Source organism: Microbispora oryzae, assembly GCF_017896165.1.
Classification (GTDB): domain Bacteria; phylum Actinomycetota; class Actinomycetes; order Streptosporangiales; family Streptosporangiaceae; genus Microbispora; species Microbispora oryzae.
In genome coordinates, this window is sequence record NZ_JAFCNB010000019.1 from 10,787 (window position 1) to 29,222 (window position 18,436).

General features: G+C 68.3%; 17 protein-coding genes. 9 read left to right on the top strand and 8 right to left on the bottom strand.

Annotation, left to right across the window (positions count from 1 at the left end; translation table 11 throughout):
- Nucleotides 1–8: 8 nt before the first annotated feature.
- The 7 genes from JOL79_RS26635 to JOL79_RS26665 all read right to left on the bottom strand — a co-directional run bounded on the left by JOL79_RS26635 (nucleotide 9) and on the right by JOL79_RS26665 (nucleotide 5,628).
- Nucleotides 9–890, bottom strand: a complete 882-nt coding sequence (locus JOL79_RS26635; protein ID WP_210158642.1) for a type II secretion system F family protein — start codon at nucleotides 888–890, stop codon at nucleotides 9–11.
- Nucleotides 887–1,717 (bottom strand): type II secretion system F family protein, encoded by an 831-nt coding sequence (locus tag JOL79_RS26640; protein ID WP_210158643.1) that lies wholly within the window; start codon nucleotides 1,715–1,717, stop codon nucleotides 887–889. The genes JOL79_RS26635 and JOL79_RS26640 overlap by 4 nt, the downstream gene beginning before the upstream one ends.
- A complete protein-coding gene (locus JOL79_RS26645; protein WP_210158644.1) occupies nucleotides 1,708–3,009 on the bottom strand; it encodes a TadA family conjugal transfer-associated ATPase in 1,302 nt (433 codons plus the stop codon). Before JOL79_RS26645 ends, JOL79_RS26640 begins: the two co-directional genes overlap by 10 nt.
- Complete coding sequence (locus JOL79_RS26650; RefSeq protein WP_210158645.1) at nucleotides 3,009–3,731, bottom strand: CpaE/TadZ family protein; 723 nt, start codon at nucleotides 3,729–3,731, stop codon at nucleotides 3,009–3,011. The genes JOL79_RS26645 and JOL79_RS26650 overlap by 1 nt, the downstream gene beginning before the upstream one ends.
- Nucleotides 3,725–4,345 carry an SAF domain-containing protein gene (locus tag JOL79_RS26655; protein ID WP_210158646.1) on the bottom strand — a complete coding sequence of 207 codons (621 nt, stop codon included), beginning with the start codon at nucleotides 4,343–4,345 and terminating at the stop codon, nucleotides 3,725–3,727. Before JOL79_RS26655 ends, JOL79_RS26650 begins: the two co-directional genes overlap by 7 nt.
- A 54-nt stretch (nucleotides 4,346–4,399) precedes the next feature.
- The gene (locus JOL79_RS26660) at nucleotides 4,400–5,041 is read right to left on the bottom strand and encodes a hypothetical protein (protein WP_210158647.1); all 642 of its coding nucleotides are present in this window, start codon (nucleotides 5,039–5,041) and stop codon (nucleotides 4,400–4,402) included.
- Between the two features lie 197 nt (nucleotides 5,042–5,238).
- Nucleotides 5,239–5,628 carry a hypothetical protein gene (locus JOL79_RS26665; RefSeq protein WP_210158648.1) on the bottom strand — a complete coding sequence of 130 codons (390 nt, stop codon included), beginning with the start codon at nucleotides 5,626–5,628 and terminating at the stop codon, nucleotides 5,239–5,241.
- 632 nt (nucleotides 5,629–6,260) lie between these two features.
- Between JOL79_RS26665 and JOL79_RS26670 the strand changes: the two genes are divergently transcribed.
- On the top strand, nucleotides 6,261–7,652 hold the full coding sequence (locus tag JOL79_RS26670) for an NsdA family TPR-like regulatory protein (protein WP_210158649.1): 1,392 nt from the start codon (nucleotides 6,261–6,263) through the stop codon (nucleotides 7,650–7,652).
- On the opposite strand, the gene JOL79_RS26675 is transcribed toward JOL79_RS26670, so the two are convergent.
- Nucleotides 7,646–8,857, bottom strand: coding sequence for a phosphotransferase family protein (locus tag JOL79_RS26675; RefSeq protein ID WP_307848741.1), 1,212 nt, complete (start codon nucleotides 8,855–8,857; stop codon nucleotides 7,646–7,648). The genes JOL79_RS26670 and JOL79_RS26675 overlap by 7 nt on opposite strands.
- A 451-nt stretch (nucleotides 8,858–9,308) precedes the next feature.
- Between JOL79_RS26675 and JOL79_RS26680 the strand changes: the two genes are divergently transcribed.
- The 8 genes from JOL79_RS26680 (at nucleotide 9,309) to JOL79_RS26715 (ending at nucleotide 17,971) form a co-directional block, all read left to right on the top strand.
- The gene (locus JOL79_RS26680; RefSeq protein WP_210158650.1) at nucleotides 9,309–9,632 is read left to right on the top strand and encodes a hypothetical protein; all 324 of its coding nucleotides are present in this window, start codon (nucleotides 9,309–9,311) and stop codon (nucleotides 9,630–9,632) included.
- Nucleotides 9,629–9,964: a hypothetical protein gene (locus JOL79_RS26685; RefSeq protein WP_210158651.1), complete on the top strand. Its 336-nt coding sequence runs from the start codon at nucleotides 9,629–9,631 to the stop codon at nucleotides 9,962–9,964. The genes JOL79_RS26680 and JOL79_RS26685 overlap by 4 nt, the downstream gene beginning before the upstream one ends.
- Before the next feature lie 268 nt (nucleotides 9,965–10,232).
- A complete protein-coding gene (fxlM, locus tag JOL79_RS26690) occupies nucleotides 10,233–11,441 on the top strand; it encodes a methyltransferase, FxLD system (RefSeq protein WP_210158652.1) in 1,209 nt (402 codons plus the stop codon).
- A 58-nt stretch (nucleotides 11,442–11,499) separates the two neighbouring features.
- The gene (locus JOL79_RS26695; RefSeq protein WP_142567707.1) at nucleotides 11,500–11,676 is read left to right on the top strand and encodes an FxLD family lanthipeptide; all 177 of its coding nucleotides are present in this window, start codon (nucleotides 11,500–11,502) and stop codon (nucleotides 11,674–11,676) included.
- Between the two features lie 213 nt (nucleotides 11,677–11,889).
- Nucleotides 11,890–14,805 (top strand): lantibiotic dehydratase, encoded by a 2,916-nt coding sequence (locus tag JOL79_RS26700; protein WP_230985554.1) that lies wholly within the window; start codon nucleotides 11,890–11,892, stop codon nucleotides 14,803–14,805.
- Nucleotides 14,802–16,037: a lanthionine synthetase C family protein gene (locus JOL79_RS26705; RefSeq protein ID WP_210158654.1), complete on the top strand. Its 1,236-nt coding sequence runs from the start codon at nucleotides 14,802–14,804 to the stop codon at nucleotides 16,035–16,037. The genes JOL79_RS26700 and JOL79_RS26705 overlap by 4 nt, the downstream gene beginning before the upstream one ends.
- Before the next feature lie 18 nt (nucleotides 16,038–16,055).
- Nucleotides 16,056–16,883, top strand: coding sequence for a thiopeptide-type bacteriocin biosynthesis protein (locus JOL79_RS26710; protein ID WP_210158655.1), 828 nt, complete (start codon nucleotides 16,056–16,058; stop codon nucleotides 16,881–16,883).
- Nucleotides 16,880–17,971, top strand: a complete 1,092-nt coding sequence (locus tag JOL79_RS26715) for a hypothetical protein (RefSeq protein ID WP_210158656.1) — start codon at nucleotides 16,880–16,882, stop codon at nucleotides 17,969–17,971. Before JOL79_RS26710 ends, JOL79_RS26715 begins: the two co-directional genes overlap by 4 nt.
- The last annotated feature ends 465 nt before the right edge of the window (nucleotides 17,972–18,436 follow it).

Consider the following 18,436-nt stretch of genomic DNA (forward strand, 5'->3'; position numbering starts at 1 on the left):
TCATACGGTCATCCACCACCGGTCATCCGGGCCAAGGCCGGGTAGCCCAGCAAGATCATGAAGCCGACGACGGTCAGGGACATGGGGACGGTCATGGTCTCGGTGCGGCTCTTCGCCCTCGCCAGCAGCGCGGCCATCTCGCTCTCGCGCAGGCTGGCCGCCCTGGCCTTGAGGGTGTCGAGAATGCTGGCGCCCTCGGTGCCGGCCATCTTGGCGATCGCGGCGACCTCGCCCAGCTCTGGTACGTCGAGCTCCCGCGACAGGCGGGCGAGCTCGTCCCAGGCGGAGCCGCTGCCGCGGAAGGCCGGATCGAGCGCGGACGACAGCCGCTTGAACGTCTGCCCCTTGCCGACCCGGGCGGCGGAGTCCAGCGCGTCGGCCGGCCCGCGCCCGGCCAGCCGACACAGGGCGACGAGGTCCAGGTAACAGACCAGCGCCCGGCGGAAGCGCCGCCGCTCGTTGGCGGCCTCCACCCGCAGCGACAGCTCGGGCGCGGTGAACATCACGGCGCCGAACACGGCGGACGCCGCCCACAAAATGATCGCGGGGAAGGTGACGCCGAGCAGCCAGCCGTACGTCCACAGGAGGGCCGGTCCGCACAGGCCGGTGGCCATGAGCAGCGCCTTGCGGCCAAGGTGGGTCTCCCGGCTCCTGCCGACAATCGCCAGGTCGGAATTCTTCGCCCGACTCCCCAGCCAGGACGAGCCGAGCACGCCGATGGCCGTGCGACGGACGCGTTCGGGCAGGCTGTGGACCTCCGCCGAGCCGCCGCCGGGCTGGAGGCGCGCCAGCGAGGCGGCCAGCTCGGGTGGGCCGGGCCGTACGGCGAGCAGGATCAGGAACAGGCCGAGGCCCATCGTGCCTCCGGCGGCGAGCACCGCCCAGGTCATCCCGCGGCCTCCTCGTTTAGGAAACGGTCCGTCTCCGGGGCGCTGCCGAGGCGGTGGATCCACCAGAACGTCACGGCGTACAGCCCGGCGACCGCAGCGAGGACGAGCTGTCCGAAGAAGCTGCCGAACGGTGCCACGTACTGCTGGTTCAACAGGGCGAAACCGGTGTAGCCGAGCAGCGCGCCGATGACCCAGCGGGCGGTGGTGCGGTGCCGCGACCGCTCGGCTTCGACCTCACGCTGAGCGGACACATCCATGCCGATGGTCCGGGCGAGCCCCAGGAGCACCTCCCGCAGACCGCGACCCCGGGACTCCGCGGCGAGGATCAGGGAGGCGGCTGCCATGTCGCCGACCAGGTCGTCAAGCTCGTCGGCGAAGGCGCGCAAGGCGCTGTCGGCCGGCACACGAAGGGCCAGTCGGCGGGCGAGCGCGGCGACCTCGGCGGCGATCGGCTCCGGTGCGTTGCGGGCGCTGATGGCCAGGGCCTCCTCGATGCCCGCGCTCCCGGACAGGGCGTCGGCGAGCTGGCGAATCCATGTCTCGATCGCCTCCAGCCGGGCGATCCGGCGCGCCACCTCCCGGCCGGACAGAACCCGAGGCAGGAGCAGTACGGCGGCCCCGGCGGAGAAGGCAGCGACCGGCCATCCCGTCAACCAGAACACGGTGACCGCGGCTCCAAGAGCCAGCGCAAGCGGAATGGTGGCGACCTTGGGCACGCGTCGCCGAGCGCGGGGGGACGGCCGCACCGGGACCTGGCGCAGACCCGCGACCACCAGGATGATCCCAGCGGCGAACACGCCTCCGGCGAGGGCTGCGATCAGTTCCACAGCCCACCCGCTCTCGGGACGAACATGGTGGCGTCGAAGCCCGCCTTGACCAACTTGTCCATGCACTGGGGAGTGACGTTCGGTACGGCCCGCCCGTCCGGCCCAGGTACGAAGACCCGGTTGACGGCCGGGACGACCGAGTCGGCCGGCGGCAGGACCTCGAAGATCTCCGAGATGTACCGGACGTTCATCGGCGCGTCGGGGTCGTGGCTCACCTCGTGCCGGAGGTAAACGATGAAATCGACGGCCTTGCCGACCAGACGGAACAGCGCGTCAGCGGGCATGGTCCCGGCCAGGATCTCCATACGGGGGAAGATCTCCTCCGCGGAGTCGGCGTGCATGGTGCAGATCGACCCGCGACCGCCGGAGTTCATCGCGACCAGCATCGGGACCAACTCGTCGCTGCGTACCTCGCCGACGAGGATGCGGCGCCCGTTGAAGCGGAACGCGTCGTCGATCAGCTGGCGCATGGTGACCGCGCCCTCGCCCTCGGAGTTGGCGGCACGCGCCTCGAAGCTGAGCACGTCGTGGTGCCGCTCGGGCATCAGGTGCAGGAACAGCTCGCGCTCGTTCTCGACGGTGATGAGCCGCTCGAACGGGTCGATATCGCCAGCAAGAGCGCGGACCAGGGTGGACTTGCCGGAGTTCATCGCCCCTGCGACGATCACGTTCATCGGGACGTTCATCACCGCATGCAGGAAGTGCCGGACGGGCCAGGACATGGTTCCCCGGGCCGCCAGGTCCGACATCGTGGCGTCGAGCATGCCGTGCTTGCGGATGGAGAACGCCGTGTGCGGGGTGATGCCGGTCGCCGCGGCCAGCCGTACGGTGTTGGACAGCGCCTTGTGCAGGATCGGCCTGGCGGTGGAGAAGTCCCTGGCGTTCTGCCCTTGGTAGATGCCCCAGCGGCGGACGTTCTCGATCAGCTCGTCTTCACTGTCGGCGGCCGGCGGGCCGGGCACCTTGCGTCCGTCGGTGTAGGTCACCCAGACCTGGTCGTACCGGTTGACGTCGATGTTCTCGACCTCGGGATCGTCCACAAGCGGCTGCAGGTCGCCCAGATAGAAAATCCGGTTCTCGACAGCCTTCTTGAGCTGCTCCTCCTCGTCCAGAGTCGGAGCGGACCGGCCGAGCAGGGCGAGGTTGTCCGCGTAGGTGCGGACGACGTTCGTAATGACGGCCTTGCCGTACTGCAGGGTCGCCTCCGCCCCCGTGACGCCCGACTCATCCAGCGCATTGTTGACCTGCTGCTGCAGTTCGCGTACGGCACGGCGGAAGTCCTGGTCGTCCATCAGGCCATCACCTGATCGCTCTGCTCCACGAGAGCGGCGGCGAACGCCCGTGCGCTGCGCATCAGGGGCGACATCGGCCGGATGCGACCAACCCCGTACGCGAGCGCCGGTGCGGACCACTTGTCGGACGGCAACCATGCCGCGACCGTGGCACCGAGCGTCTTGCCAATCTCCCTGAGCTGGTACTGGCCGTCCCCCACCACGATGAGCTCGGCGTCAGGCAGATGCCCGCGCAGTTCCTTCAGATCGCGGATCGCGGAGGTTGTGGCGTGCAGATGGACCAGCGTAGGCCTGGTGACGACGAACACCCGGTCGGCCCGGGCCAGCAGGTCATTCGGCGTGTCCGGCCGCCCCACCTGGCCCAGATCGACGACCACATCCTCACTCAGGGCGGCCAGGCAACCCGCGATCTCCGGCCAGAGTGGTTGGAGGGCCATGGCCTGCTTGGGCTCCGAAAGGCCGGGGAGAATCAGCCTGCCATCCTGAATGGCGTAGAGCTGGTCCCACAGCGCCTCGGCCGCGGAGACTCCCCTGCGAATCTTCACACCCCACTCGGCCAGGCCGCGATCGCGCGGCGTGCCTGCCAGGTAGCCGGACAGGATCGTGCCGCCTCCGGGGTCCGCCTCGGCCAGCAGTGCAGGGCGCGGCCACTCAAGGAAGAGCGCGAGCGCGCTGGTGGTCGTACCGGCGGCATGCCCGCCCGAGCACATCACGGTCAGCACGGTGCCCCCGGCTGACAGGCGGACGTGCGAGTTTGAGCGGCTCTCGACGCGAGTACCATCGCGACCTTCCCCTCCGCCGCCAGGCGGGCCAGAGCCGTACCGGTCGTGGCCGGCACTAGGAAGTCCACGACCACGGTCCCATCGGCGTCGGGTTGCCCGACCTTGTCGATCAGCGCGCGGTACTCAACGCCTTGCCGCCCTTCCTCCGGAACGGCTGCCGCGACGACCCGGTCGCCGGGCTTGAGCCCGCGTGCGGGGAGCTGGGTCGCCTTGAGCGCGATCGGTACGATCTGCTGGCCGTCATCGGGGGTGAGGGCCGCGCCCAACTGGGAGGGCGCGAGAAGCGTCCCAGCCTTGAGGTCGGCTGTGGCTCGCTTGCCGATCACGCCGTCCCGGTCCCGTGTACGGATCCACTGCATCCCCGGCACCACGCCCACCCCGAGGGTCGTTAGGTCCTGAGCCTCGATGACCTGGCCGATCGGCACGTCACGGGCCATGATCAGGACCTGCGTGCGATGCGCGGCCAGTTGATACACCTGCAGCACCGTGACCGCGCTCAACACGACCGCCAGAACGCCGACGACGGCCATCGCGGGGCGGCGCTTGCCTGGCACGGGCCGTGCGGTGGGTGGGCTGTTCGTGGCCGCTAGAGATCGCTGGAGCATGCGTCAGTCCTTGGTGATGAGTGCCTGGGCTTCCGCGACGCGGAGCGGGAACGAGGTCGATCGTGTGATCGGCGGCAACGTGCCACCGGTCCCGCCCGAGCCGGTCCACGTGCCGCTCCACGAGACCGTCACTGTGACTCGGTAGGCGTTCCCCTGCCCCTGACGGAGCGACGGCTGGAGGTACCTCACCGCGCAGGTCGGCTTCTGGCGGCTCGCGGGGAGCTCCGGGTTGTACGGCGTGCCGGGCCCCTGGCAGGTAACGGGTTTGCCGCCGTCACCCGGGTCAACGGTCATCTTCTGGGGGCGTGCTGTCGCCTGTGCCCAGACGCCGGCCGTCTCCACCCGCTTGCGCTTCGGGCTCCACTCCCCCTTGGCCAGATAGACCCACTCGTCCAGGCCGACCAGGCCGGTGGAGCCGCGCGGCGGAGCGGTGAGGACCTTCGGCTCACGCACCGGGATCGTCGCCCACGCCTGTCGAGCCAGTTGAGCGGGCGTCACGCGAGGAGCTCCGGGCGCGCGATCGGGAACCCAGCGGACGTCGCGGAAGCCGTCGGAACACTCGATCAGGTAATAGGCGCCCTTGCCCTTAGGTACGCCTCCGGGGCTCGACGCCGGATCGACCCATTCCAGGCCGCCGTTCTTCATGCCGTCGGCATGCCAGGGTGTGTAGGAACAGGTGACACCGGGCCCACGGTGAGCCGCACTCGCGCTTGTGACCTGCTGTCCTGAGTGCGGATCTTTGTCGGCCGTCAGGACATAGCCCAAAGGCGACGTCTGAACTCCGTTGTTGTCCAGTGGTGGCGAAGGCGTGAGCATCGGCACAGCGGGCAGCACGCTCGCGATCAGGATCCGGCTGAACACGACTCCCTCACATGCTCAAGAGTCGAGACCTTCCACGCCCCCTCAACCAAGAGCAGCGTCGCGACGAGATGGGTGTTCTCGCTCCCGTGAAGGACCCGCTTCGAGGTCTTCTCGTCCATCTGCCCGGTATTGCGGTTGTCCTGACAGTCGTGCAGCGTGGCCTTCTGCCCCTTGACCCTGATGTCGAAGGGGTGGAACACCGGCGTCCCCCACGTGAATCTTCCGCCGGCCCGAAGCGCGACGATGCCGCGGAGCATTCTGCTCAGCAGGGGTTCGGTCGCGAACGGGGCGATGATCGGCTTGCGCTGCCCGTCAGGGGTATGTTCGGCACGCCGACCCGCGGAGTAGATGCCCTTGTAGGCGGCAAGCACCGCCTCCTCCGCCTTCTCGGTAGGCGTAGTGCCCGGCTGCGGTGAGACGGTCGTCGAAGCCGTGGGAGACGGCTGCGGTAGTGCCCCCTCGTCTGCCGCACAAGCCGAAGCCGACAGCGCGAGAACGACCAGCGCAAGCCGTTTCGAATATCGACAGACTGTCGCCACCACCAGCGCCCTTTACTTAAAGCAATCAGATCATTGCGGAGAGCTACAGGCTAGATGGCGAATTTCAGCGAGGCCAGAGGAGAGAACTAACCAGTAGGACACATTGAGGTAGCCCCAGTGAGCGACCTCCACCAGGGAAAATGTCCTTATCGGCCTATGCCGTCAACTATCGTGCATCTGCCTCTGTGCCCGAGAAATAGGGGGTTCGAGGTGACCCTCGGTGCTCAGGTCCTGGGCGCTAATGGCGTGGGGCCGAGGCCGTGGCGTCAACAGCAGGGCCGGCACGCCTGCCGTGCCTGTTCAGCAGCGCTACTGTCCGTGCCGCCCATGAGCGATAGCCAACCGCGCGGCGACGCCGCCGGGGAGCGCTCACTGGGTCTGCATCTGTGCAAACCACTGTGCATTCCGCCCTGCTCAACGTCATGGCCTTACCGCAAAGACCTTGCACAACTACGCTGCGCTATATGGAGCGTCAGCCCAATACCCGGCTCGCGGACGTCATCGACCAGGCCGGTGTCTCCCACCTCGGCCTGGCCAGCCGTATCGGCCAGGTCGCCAAGGAATGGCGCGTGCCTGTACGGCCCTCCCATACGCAGATCGCACGATGGATCGAAGGCCAGAAACCACGAGGCATCACCGCTGCTCTGATCGCTGAGGCGCTCAGCCGCAAGCTCGGTCGCCGGGTCACCCTGGCGGACATCGGGCTGGAAGGCAGCACCACCTCACCGGAGATCGGGCTCAACGTCTCTGATGTCCCCGCCGATCTCGTCGACACGTTGGCTCAGTTGATTTCCGCTGACGCGCAGCGGCGAGAGTTTCTGCGAAGCGCGGTGAATGTAGGGGCCCTCACCCAGGCGGCCTTCGGATGGCTACTGTCCAGTCCGGCCCAGCCTCCGAGTGGATCGGCGGGTCGCAGGGTGGGGATGAGCGACGTCGAAGCGATCCGCTCCACCACGACCATGTTCGCCGATCTGGACAACCGTTTCGGCGGCGCGCACGCTCGCTCGGCCGCCCTTCAATACCTGCTCGACCAGATCGTCCCGCTGCTGAACGGCACGTACACCTCCGCCGTCGGACAGTCGCTGTTCAGCGCGGTTGCCGAGTTCTGCCTGTCCGTGGCGTGGATGGCCTACGACAGCGGCTGGCACGGCCTCGCCCGCCGCTACTTCCTGCAGGCGCTTTCTCTGGCCCATCACGCCAACGACCGGATGCTCGGCGCCAGCATCCTGTCTGCGATGTCCCATCAGGCCACTTACCTGGGCGAATACCGCGAGGCCGTCCATCTTGCTCGCGCTGCGCAGCACGATGTGAAAGGCCGAGCTCCCGCACTGCTCAGAGCGCAGTTCGCCGCGATGGAAGCCCGCGCCGCCGCCAACCTCCCCGACGGGGCTGGGGAGTGCCTCAAGGCTCTCGATACCGCCGCGAGAGCGTTCAACGAGCACAGGCCGGGCGAGGAGCCTGAGTGGATCGCGTACTTCGACGAGTCCGAGCTGGCGGACGAGTACGCGCACTGCTTCCGGGACCTGGGGGACGCCAGGGAGTCATACCGCCATGCCACCCACTGCCTGTCCGTCTACGAAGCCAGTCCGGCCGCAGGAGGCTACGCACGCAGCCGGATCTTCTCGCGGATCGTGCTCGCCACCAGTCTCGTCGATCAGGGTGACGTGGAGCAGGCGTGCCACATCGCCGTACGAGTCCTGCCCCGGATCCAAGAAACGGCGTCGACCCGCTGTACCGCGTACCTTCGTGACCTGCAAAACCGCATGAGTGCTCACAGCGATCACCCAGCCGTCATCGACTTCACCGAGCAGGCCCGGCCTGTGCTGCGAGGTCGTCGACTCCGCGCAGCTCAGTAGGGGTGCCAGTGCCGCGGCCTGTCCGGCTCCTTCAGGTCGGCGATCCTGCGCCGTACCTCGGCAGCGATCTCTTCGCTGTCGCCGGCCTTCTGCGCCAGCCAGCATGTCATCCGCAATTCTCGGACAGCGCGCAGCACCTGGTATCGAGGCAGTCGCGTCACGTCGAATCCGTACACCTCGCAGAACCGCTCGTACTCGGCGTCGGTGTGCCACCCCAGATCCCGGTAGACCGCCGTGATCGCCAGGTCCCACTCAGGCGGTCCCCAGCACAGCCCTTCCAGGTCGAACAGCACCACCTCGCCGGAGGATGTCCTCAGCACATTGCCGATGTTGGCGTCGCCGTGGATCACCGCTCGCGGTAGCACGTACGCTGCATCGGCGAGATCCTCGCGCAGAGTACGGGTCAGCGTCCGCAACGTCAGACGATCGGCTGCCGTGAGAGCGGGCGCGGACTCTATTCGCTCATCCAGTCGCTCAAGCGGTTCCAACTCGGGCAACGCGAGGTTAGGCGGAGGCCGAAGGGCGTGTAAGCGTCGCAACACCGCGGCGAGGTCAGCCGGGACAGTCCAGTCGCCCTCCACCGCGTGCCACAGAGACACCACCGTTCCGGCTGCGAGGTACGGTTGCTCACCCTCCAGGGGCCGGGTAACCGTGAGTCCCTCAGTCGTCAGCCACCGAGCGATCTCAACCTCACGGCGAGACGAATCCAGGCGATCGAGGCTCCTGGCAACGCGGGCGATGATGTGTCCGTCGGCCAGCCGCAACACGGCGCGATCCCCGATACGGACAATCTCCGGATCCTGATCATCGACGCCAGCACGCCGCGCAGCCTCACGTGCAGCCTCGACAGCGATATCAGCGAACAACCGGGGCCGACCACCCATCAGATGCTTTCCTTCGTTCCGCTCACCGCACGCACTGCTCGCGGCGACTGGCCAGGCCGAGGTGGGGACGCCAGCCATTTCGATGACGTCGGCGAGCCCGATTGCCGGGCTGACGATCCATAGGCCGCAGCGTAGTTGGGGCTCCGTCCCTGCAGTAAGGCCCTGGTGGCGGGCAGCTCGAATGCACAGCGGTTTGCACAGATGCAGAGTCGCTGAGCGCTCCCGGGCGCCGTTCCCGAGCGGTTGGCTGTGGGTCATGGACAACACGCACAGCAGTTCGCTGCTGGACGAGAACGGCGCGGCACTGCCCTTGCCGTTCACGCGGCGGGCTCAGCCGGCCCGTCGCCATCCGCACCCCACGGCCTGATGGGAGCAGAGCCTCCCCCCGGCGTCTGACACGCCCATCGGAGATCGTCTATGTCAACATCCCACCCCGCGGCGGAGCCCTTGGAGGCGCTGGCTGAGGAGTTGCGAAGCCGGAACTTCTCCGCTCGACTCGTCGCCCCTCTCAATCGCATCCCCCGGCTTCAGGTGATAAACCCCGCGGCTCCGGCGCTTACGGAGCAGGTTCTCGCCAAGCCCGATCCAGACGGAGCCTGGCACTACTGGTTCCCGTGGCCGGCGCTCATCGCTGCTGTCGACGACATCCCGACTGCGGCCGATCGCATCGAACGCGTCCTCGCCGAGGTCGGCCGAAACACCGGCGGCGCGCCTGGAGCCGACGCCCCCGAAGGCCTCGCCTCGTCCGCCCGTACCTGTTCAGGAGAACTACATGGCATACCTGACTGCCTCGAAACCACCGGGGCGTGAAGAGTCCGCCGCTCGGCAGGTGGACACCCACCTCGCGGCCACGCACAACATCCGTGGCGGGCAGATCCACACGTACCGAGGGGTCGCGCTCCTCCGCCTCGGCGACCTGTCCGTCTGGTTCCGTGCGGGGAAGATCTCCTGGAGCACCGGAGAGCTCGGTGCGGACGGCAAGCCCGAGACGATGACCTTCCTCCTGCACGAGACCGCGCAGGCGGCCGTCAAGATCGCCCAGCGCTACCGGGAACTTCGCGGACACGTTGGCCTTCACGCGGTACGGATCGGGTGAACGTGTCGCTGCTCTGGCTTGTGCTGTGCCTCAAGGGCATTTGGCCACCTCGGGCGGGTGCCACCACGACGCTGCGGTTCCGACGGGTGGGGGCCGACGGCCAGCCGCAGGAGTACCGGTTGAGTGTCGCCGATACCGGCGCACGCGAACGCTGGACACAGGGCGACGACGTACTGCATGACGGAGCCGCCCTCATGGACGACCTCCCGATGCAGTGGTGTGACATGCGCGTGCAGGAGCTGATCGACACTGGCTGGGAGTTCGCCGGCGTGAACGTCGACATCGCGTCGCTATCCAGCCGAGCCCCGACGAGCGAAATCGCCGCCCCATAGCCCTCGGCGGCGCGGTCGAGTGCCCCTCGCCCACAGGGCAGCCCCCGTCTCCCGCACCGTCGAGCATCCGGCCCGGCCCAGAACGTACCCGCATGCAACGCCTGGGCCGGGCCGTGGACGACGCGGCGTCAGCTCGTGCCGGCGCCCCCGCAAGACCGGGCGCGTACGGCCTCAAGGTTTGGCGAGAAGGCCACATGGCCCGTGCCGAGGGACCACGATCACCGGGGCGGCGAGCCCGCTGCCCCGTCAACCAGTGAAGGAAGCGCTGATGACTACACCGCCTATGGACCCGGCCGATATCGCAGCCTCGCTGCGGGCCGCCATGGTGCGCGAGCTGCGCGAGATGGACGCGGTCACATCCGAGTCCGTGGCCGCGGCCCTCGCCACCGTACCCAGGCATCTATTCGCAGTGGGGGAGCCGCTGGAGGCGGCCTACGCGGCGAACAGCGCCTTGGTGATCAAGCGGAACGCGAGCGGCCTGGCTCTGAGCTCTCTGTCGGCCGCCCACATCCAGGCGGTGATGTTGGAGCAGGCCGAGATCGAACCCGGCATGCGGGTCCTGGAGATCGGCTCGGGCGGTTACAACGCCGCCCTGATTCAGGAGCTCGTCGGCGCTGCCGGAATGGTCGTCTCGGTCGACATCGACCCCGACATCGTTGAGCGCGCCCGCACCTGCCTCAAGACAGCCGGCTACGACCGTGTCGAGGTGGTGCTGGCCGACGCCGAGAACGGTGTGCCGGAGCAAGCGCCGTACGACCGGATCATCGTCACCGCGGGGGCCTGGGACATTCCCCCGGAATGGGTGGACCAACTCTCCAAAGTCGGCAGGATCGTCGTCCCGCTGCGGGTGAGAGGGCGGACCCGCACCATCGCCTTCGACCGCAGCGACGACGTCCTGGTGAGCCGCAGCTACTGCCTTTCAGCCTTCGTACCGATGCAGGGGTCCGGTTCGTTCAGCGAGCACATCGTGCAGCTCGCCGAAGGGGTCGTGCTGCAGGTCGATGAAGAGCCACAGCGGTTCGACGTCGAGGCGCTGCGGCAGGCACTCGACTCCCCCAGGCTGGAACGCTGGTCAGGAGCGGCCTTCGACCTGCCCGATGAGCTGGAGCTGTTCCTCCTCACCAACGCGCCGCAGGTCGCCATGCTGCACGCCAGCGAGGAACTGGTTACGCAGGGGCATTTCGCCCCCTCGGTGACGAGAGGCGTTCCTGCCCTCATCAGCGGCGGCAGCTTCGCCTACCGGACGAAACGGCCGAACGAGGACACCGGCGGCTTCGAAAGCGGGGTCTTCGCTCACGGCCCCGAAGCCGAAGCCGTCGCCGCGGAGTACGTGGAACTGCTACGGCGCTGGGCGAGCGACCACCGCCGCCGCGGTGCCGCGCGCATCCAGTACATCCCGAAGACCGCCCGAACGAGCCTCCCCTCCCGAGGGCTCATCAGCAAGCGGCACGGAGCCGTCGTCGTCTCCTGGCCCTGAAGCGCCCGGCTCCAACAGGGAGAACCGGGAACCCTGCACCACCACGAAGGAGGTTCTCATGTCCATCCAGATCGAGAACGCACCGGCTACGCAGGCCGGAGAGGAGGACTTCGGGGAGTGGGACCTGGACGTCTCGATCGTCGAGTCCGGCCCGGCCGCGGACAAGCTCATCCGGATGACCGACGACGGCTGCGGAACGACCTGCCAGTCCGCCTGCTCGACCACCTGCCCGTAGGCGCTGACGCCCCGACCCTCTGAAACCCCGGGCGCCCGGTCGCCGCGCCGGCCGGGCGCTTCCCATCTCCGGGAGCGGCACATGTACGAGTATCTCGACGCTGTCGTGGCGCGAGCCGCCGTCTGGCCGGCGCACCGCACGCCCGGCTCATGGCCAGATATGAACGGAAAAGCAGCCGGACCAGCCTCCTGGCGGCAGTGGTTGCGAGAGACCATGCGGATACCCGGCTTCCTGGCCGGGTTGGAGCAGGCCAGCCCCGTTTTGACGCACCGAGTGTGCGAGATCTGTGAGGGGCGGGACGTCTCTGAGCCTGCCATGCGCCGCGCTGTGCTCTCGGTTATGCGCTACCTGCTTCGTGCCTCAGGACGCGCCACGCCGTTCGGCCTGTTCGCCGGTGTCGCCCCCGCTCGTATCGCCGCCCTGCCCACGGCCCACGTCGATACCGGCCACCGCGCCGTACCCAGGGTCGACGCCACATGGCTGGCGGGGGTGATCGAGCGTCTGGAAGCCGAACCGGCGCTGCGACCGCACCTGAAGGTCATGGCCAACAATCTCGTGTTCGAGCGTGACGGCCAGCTGGTGTTGGAGCACCGGCCCGCCGGGGCGACTCGCGACCAGCCGACGCATGTGAGCGTGCGGGCCACCGCGCCGATCCGGACGGCTATGAGCCTGTCACACAGCCCGGTCCGGCTGGGGGAGCTGGCGGAGAAGCTCGCGGCCGACTTCCCGGGGGTCCCTACCGCTGTCATAGACCGCCTGCTTGCAGATGTGGCGGCGCAACGCCTCCTCGTCACCAGCTTGCGCCCCCCGATGACCGCAGCCGATCCCCTCGGCCATCTCCTGTCTGAACTCGAAGAGATGGGAGCCGGGAGGCTCGCTGAGGTCGCCGAGACTGTCCGGCGTCTACGCCGGATCGCTCAGGAAGTGGCCCACCACGACGACGCTCCGACCTCGGCGATAACGCGCAGCCGTCACGCGCGCCTTGCCGCCGACATGGCCGCCGTCTCCCCCGTAACGGGGTCCGCGCTCGCAGTCGATCTGCGGATGGACCTGGACCTTGCGGTTCCGGAGTCGGTGGCCGCCGAGGCGGCGAAGGCCGCCGGCGTGCTCGTACGGCTCGCCCGTCGCCCAGACCTCGGCGCTGGCTGGGTCGCCTGGCATGGCCACTTCCTGGAGCGCTACGGGCCGCGGGCCCTGGTCCCCGTCCTCGACGCCGTCGATCCGGATATCGGACTCGGATACCCGGTCGGCTACCTCGGCGCACCGTCGCCGCCTTCGGCCGCGCTGTCCGAGCGGGACGTGAAGCTGCTGGCGCTGGCGCAGAAGGCCGCGCTGGGCGGCCAACACGAGATCCTGCTGGATGAGGCGACGGTGACAGATCTGGAGGTCGCGGGTTCTGAGGGGCCCATTCAGCCCACCACCGAACTGACCGTTCGCGTCCATGCTCCAAGCGTTCGCTCCCTGAGCGAAGGCGAGTTCACCCTCGCGATCGTCGGGGTATCGCGTACGGCCGGCACCACGACCGGGCGGTTCCTGCACCTGTTCGACGACGAGGAACGCGCGCGGATGTCCGCGCTCTATGCGGAGCTGCCCACCGCAGTCCGCGGCGCGCTCAGAGCGCAGATCTCTTCTCCCGCTCTGCACATAGAGACAGAGAACGTCGCCCGCGCCCCTCGCGTGGCGACACATCTGCTCCCTCTGGGCGAGTACCACGACGGCGGCGAAGGGCTCATAGCGCTGGAGGACCTCGCCCTCACCGCGGACATCCACCGCCTCTACCTTGTCTCTCGCTCCCAGCATCGACCGGTGGAACCCGTCGTGCTCAACGCGGTGGAACCCGTCAAGCGCACTCACCCGTTGGTCCGGTTCCTGACCGAGGTAACGAACGCGCTCAGCGTCCCATGCGCCTCGTTCGATTGGGGAGCCGCAGCCGGCCTGCCGTTCCTCCCAGCGCTGCGCTACGGACGTACGATCCTGACTCCCGCCCGCTGGCTGCTCACAGCCGCCGACCTGCGCGAAGGGCGGGACTGGGAGGCGGCTCTGACCTCCTGGCGGGACGAGGTCGGCCTGCCGCAGAGGGTTTACCTCGGCGATGGTGACCAACGCCTCGGCCTGGACCTGTCAGAAGCCGCCCACCGGGCACTGCTGCGCGCCCAACTGGAGCGAACCGGCACTGCGGTGCTACGCGCAACCCCCGGCGCCGACGCGGCGGGATGGATCGGCGGTCACGTGCACGAGATCGTCGTGCCGTTGGTCTCCGCTCGGAGGCCTGCGAGGACGCCGGAATGGCTCGGCAGAGCAGAGGTCGTCACTCGTGACAATGGACACCTACCCGGCTGCGAGGGACGCCTATACATCAAGCTGTACGGTCACCCGGACCGTCAAAGCAGAATCCTTATCCACCACCTGCCGTGCCTCCTCGAAGAGCTGGGTGAGCAGGCCCGATGGTGGTTCCTGCGCTACCAGGACCCTGAAGAGCACCTGCGCCTGCGGCTGACAGTGCCCGCCGACAGCTTCGCACTTGTAGGCGGCTGGACCCGTACGCTTCGCCGCGCCGGCCTGATCGCGCGGGTGCAGTGGGACACCGACTTCCCGGAGACGGCCCGTTTCGGCGGTCAGGCGGCACTGGCCGCGGCTGAGACGTATTTCGCCGCGGACTCGGCCGCGGCCCTCGCTCAACTGAGCGCCAGCGCCGAAAGAGGCGGCCCCGACGTGCGCGCTCTTACCGCGGCGAGCATGTTCGACATCGTCACCGCAATGATCGGCGACACTGCCAAGTCGCTGCGCTGGCTGATCGAACACGCCGCGGCTGAGCCCTCTGCCCCGCCCCGCGCGCTCTACGACCAGGCCCTCGCGCTGGCCAACCCCCACAATCACCGGGACCTGGCCGCTCAGCCCGGAGGCGTACAGGTCGTCTCCTGCTGGTCCCGGCGACGGCAAGCACTGGCCGCCTACCGGCGCGCACTCGAGGAAACCGGAACGAGCCCCACGGCCGTTCTGCTGCCCGAGCTTCTGCATCTACACCACGTCCGCATGGCCGGGACCTCCCTGAAAGACGAGCGCGTCTGCCTACATCTGGCCCGTGCCGCAGCTCTGAGCTGGACAGCCCGAGCAAGGAGACGATCGTGATCCGAACCCACTCCGACGTGATGGCCGTGGGCGAGGCCGTAGCCGACGCACTGTCAGACCCGGGAAACGTATGGACCACTTCCTCTCCGATCGGAGGGCGGGCGTGGCCGCAGTCGCTGGCCGGTGGCGCGGCGGGCATCGCCCTGCTGCACATCGAACGCGCTCGTTCCGGCCTCGGCGACTGGAGCACCGCCCACGACTGGCTGTCGGTGGCCGCCTCCGGCGAGCTGACCGCGGCGGCCAACGCAGGTCTGTTCTTCGGCGCCCCGGCCCTCGCCTTCGTCACGCACACAGCCGCCGACTCGTCGGGCAGGTACCGCCGGGCGCTGACCACCCTGGACGAGGCGGTCATCACCATCACCCGTACGCGCCTGGCGGCGGCGCACGCACGCCTCGACCGAGGCGACCAGCCCGTGATGAAGGAGTTCGACCTGATCCGCGGACTGACCGGCCTGGGCGCCTACCACCTGCGACGCCACCCGGACCACCCGATCACCCACGACGTACTGTCCTACCTGGCGCGTCTGACCGAACCGCTGCCTTCGGGAACTGAGCTTCCACCGTGGTGGACGAACGTCGCGCCGAACGGCGAACCGAGCCCGGAATACCCGCAAGGACACGGGAACTTCGGCCTGTCCCACGGCATCGGCTCGGCCCTGGCCCTACTGTCGCTGGCCGTACTGCGCAACGTGCCCGTCGCGGCGATGACCGACGCGATCGAGCGGATCTGCGCGTGGACGGATCTCTGGCGACAGCAGGACGACGCGGGACCGTGGTGGCCCGGCTTCATCAGCATGGACCAGGTCCGCGAGCAGCACATTAGGCCGTCGCTGCGGCCCCGGCCCTCCTGGTGCTACGGAATCGCCGGTACGGCCCGCGCTCAACAACTGGCCGGCATGGCGCTCGGAGACACCGCGCGACAACAGACCGCGGAGGACGCGATGCTCGCCGCGCTCCGTGACCCCACACAGCTCGATCTGCTCCCCGAGATCGGGCTCTGTCACGGGAAGGCCGGGCTACTTCAAGCCGCCTGGCGAATGGCCGCCGACGCCCTCACCCCACACATCGCTGCCGAACTCCCCCACCTGGCAACCCAGCTCGCCGCTCAGTTGAGCCGTCCGCTGTCCGACCCCGAACTCCTCGATGGGGCCGCGGGGGCCGCACTCGCCCTGCACACCTTCGGCTCCGACGCCGTCGCGTCGGACTGGGACGCCTTCCTCTTGCTGGCCTGATTACAGGAGCCAATCCGGATGGACCCCTACCCCTGGCGTCAGGTCAATGTCGTCTTCCCGAACTGGGCCGCGGCCGAGCAGACCGCCGCAGCACACCTCGCTCCCCTGATGACCGAGGCGGAGACCGAAGGGCTTATCACCGCCTGGTTCTTCATCCGCAAAGCACCCTGCTGGCGCCTGCGCTACCTGCCCGGCCGTGACGCTGCTCAGGCCGATGCCCACCTACGTCGTCGTCTCGAGGACCTCAAGAGCAAGCGGCATATCAACGACGTCAGGCACCTCGTCTACGAACCGGAAACACATGCCTTCGGCGGCCCAGAAGCCATGCAGGTCGCCCATGAGCTGTTCCACCGCGACAGCCGCAACGTACTGGCCCAAGCCGTCCAGCCCTCCCCCGCGCTGGGACGCCGGGAGATGGCCGTTCTGCTGTCCGCCATGCTGATGCGCGCCGCCGGCCTCGACTGGTACGAGCAGGGCGACGTCTGGGTCAAAGTGGCCGAGCACCGGCCCGACGAGGCTGTCTGGCCGCCGGAGCGCGAGGCCCATCTGTCCCAGGCCATGCGCCGCCTGCTGACCGTGGACGTGCGAGCGATGTGTGACGCCGAGGGCGCTCCGCTGGCCGCCTACCGCCCTTGGGTGACCGCCTTCGAGGATGCCGGCCAAGCCCTGGCCGACCTCGCCGCTCAGGGCCGGCTGCTGCGCGGCCTCCGCGCTGTCCTCGCCCACCATCTGACCTTCCACGCGAACCGGGCGGGACTACCGAGCAGCGATCAATCCGCTATCGCCGCGCTCGCGATCCACACGGTGTTCAACAGGTTCTACCAAGACGGGGATAAGCAGGAATGAATCTCACAGAGACCTTCGCGCGGTTTCCGCTCGTCGCCCGGCCCCGCCCGGCCTGCGCCCCACTCGAAGCACGCGTACGTCACCTGTGCGATTTGGCCCGCTCAGCCGAACGCAGCAGCGATCGATCGACGGCCTCGGCCGTCTTCAACCAGGCCGCCCTCCTGGCCAGCGACCTCGGCCTCCCCGACCTGGCCCGGGACTGGTGCCACCAGCACGCCGACATCTACCTGCGTGTGCGCCCGCTCGACGGCACCGCCGCCCGCCACGCCCTCGAACCCCTCGTGAACCTCGTCCGTCTACGTATTCGCGCCGGCGACGGCGCCGACGCGTTCGAGATGCTCAACAACCTGTACGAGGCAGTCACGACGAGCACCGACACCGTCATCGATGGGCTGCACGTGCCCGTGTCCGAACTCACCGCCACCGCGGACGATCATCGGGAGCTCCTCCGGTGGCTGTGGACGGTCCACCTCGCTGACGGCACTCGCGCCCTGACGGCCGCAGGCCGATGGCAGGACGGCCTCGATCACCTCCGCCACCGCAATGGCATCGGACAGCGCATGCTCGACGGCCGCCAAGTCGCGGTCATCGCGCACACCATGGCCGGCGAACTGGTTACGGCCAAGGACCTGTTGGAGGCCACCCAGCCCGGCGAGCCGTGGGAAGACGCGGTAACTGCCTGCCTGGCCGCGCTTTGCCGACCTCAAGGTTCGCAGAGCGAGGTCCTCTCCACGCTGCTGGACCGCTATAGGAGGCTCGATCACGCTGCGCCCGGCCTGGTCGTGTTCCGTACCCGGCTGGGTTTATCAGTAATCGAGGCTGTCGGCGGCATGGAATGTTCGGAGGGACGCACAGTCGCTGACGCACTGATCTCGCGAGTGGTGGCGTCCCAAGACGGCTATGCCGCCCGGGAACTGCTCGCCCAACCCAGTTGCACGTCCCTACTGGACGAGAACACGACTGCTGCTCTTACGCACATACTTGACATGAGCGGGTTGGGCCGCGGACGACTACCGGAGGCGCTCATGAATGACCTTATAGCCACGCTGGCCAGCAGTAGCTCATTGATCGCGAGCAACTCGCCATAGTCACGTTGGCAATAGAATCGGGGACCATCCCTGTGGGCGCGGGGTTACATTTACTGGGCATACCGCGCGGCGATGGCCTGGCCCGGGCCGCAAAACCTGAGCACGAGCTTGACCTTCTCGGGGGCCCAACGTGAGCGGGTACCGACCGTCGAGCCGTGCCGGGTTCCAAATTCCTCTTGCTCAGGGCCAACAGCTCCATAGCCACCTCTCGGGGACTGTGGGTCAGCTGCGCAGGGCGGATGCCAATCGAATGCGGCACATACATACCGGGATAGGTGGAGTAGAACGCGATGGCGTCGCCCGTGTAGAGCGCGTGTTCGACCGAACCGAGAGTGCTACATCGACCAGACAACCATGCTGACCGATTTGGGGGGAACGGACGTGGACGCGGACCGCAGCACCCTGCTGAGTGGCGTAATCAGTGGCCGCCCTCATCCTCCCCCGCCAGGGCTGGTCGGAGACCAT

Bases quoted from the DNA above. Each gene is read 5' to 3' on its own strand.
- JOL79_RS26635 (WP_210158642.1), bottom strand. From the start codon at position 890: ATGACCTGGGCGGTGCTCGCCGCCGGAGGCACGATGGGCCTCGGCCTG.
- JOL79_RS26645 (WP_210158644.1), bottom strand. From the start codon at position 3,009: ATGGACGACCAGGACTTCCGCCGTGCCGTACGCGAACTGCAGCAGCAG.
- JOL79_RS26660 (WP_210158647.1), bottom strand. From the start codon at position 5,041: ATGAAGAACGGCGGCCTGGAATGGGTCGATCCGGCGTCGAGCCCCGGA.
- JOL79_RS26670 (WP_210158649.1), top strand. From the start codon at position 6,261: ATGGAGCGTCAGCCCAATACCCGGCTCGCGGACGTCATCGACCAGGCC.
- JOL79_RS26680 (WP_210158650.1), top strand. From the start codon at position 9,309: ATGGCATACCTGACTGCCTCGAAACCACCGGGGCGTGAAGAGTCCGCC.
- fxlM (WP_210158652.1), top strand. From the start codon at position 10,233: ATGACTACACCGCCTATGGACCCGGCCGATATCGCAGCCTCGCTGCGG.
- JOL79_RS26695 (WP_142567707.1), top strand. From the start codon at position 11,500: ATGTCCATCCAGATCGAGAACGCACCGGCTACGCAGGCCGGAGAGGAG.
- JOL79_RS26700 (WP_230985554.1), top strand. From the start codon at position 11,890: ATGCGGATACCCGGCTTCCTGGCCGGGTTGGAGCAGGCCAGCCCCGTT.
- JOL79_RS26710 (WP_210158655.1), top strand. From the start codon at position 16,056: ATGGACCCCTACCCCTGGCGTCAGGTCAATGTCGTCTTCCCGAACTGG.
- JOL79_RS26715 (WP_210158656.1), top strand. From the start codon at position 16,880: ATGAATCTCACAGAGACCTTCGCGCGGTTTCCGCTCGTCGCCCGGCCC.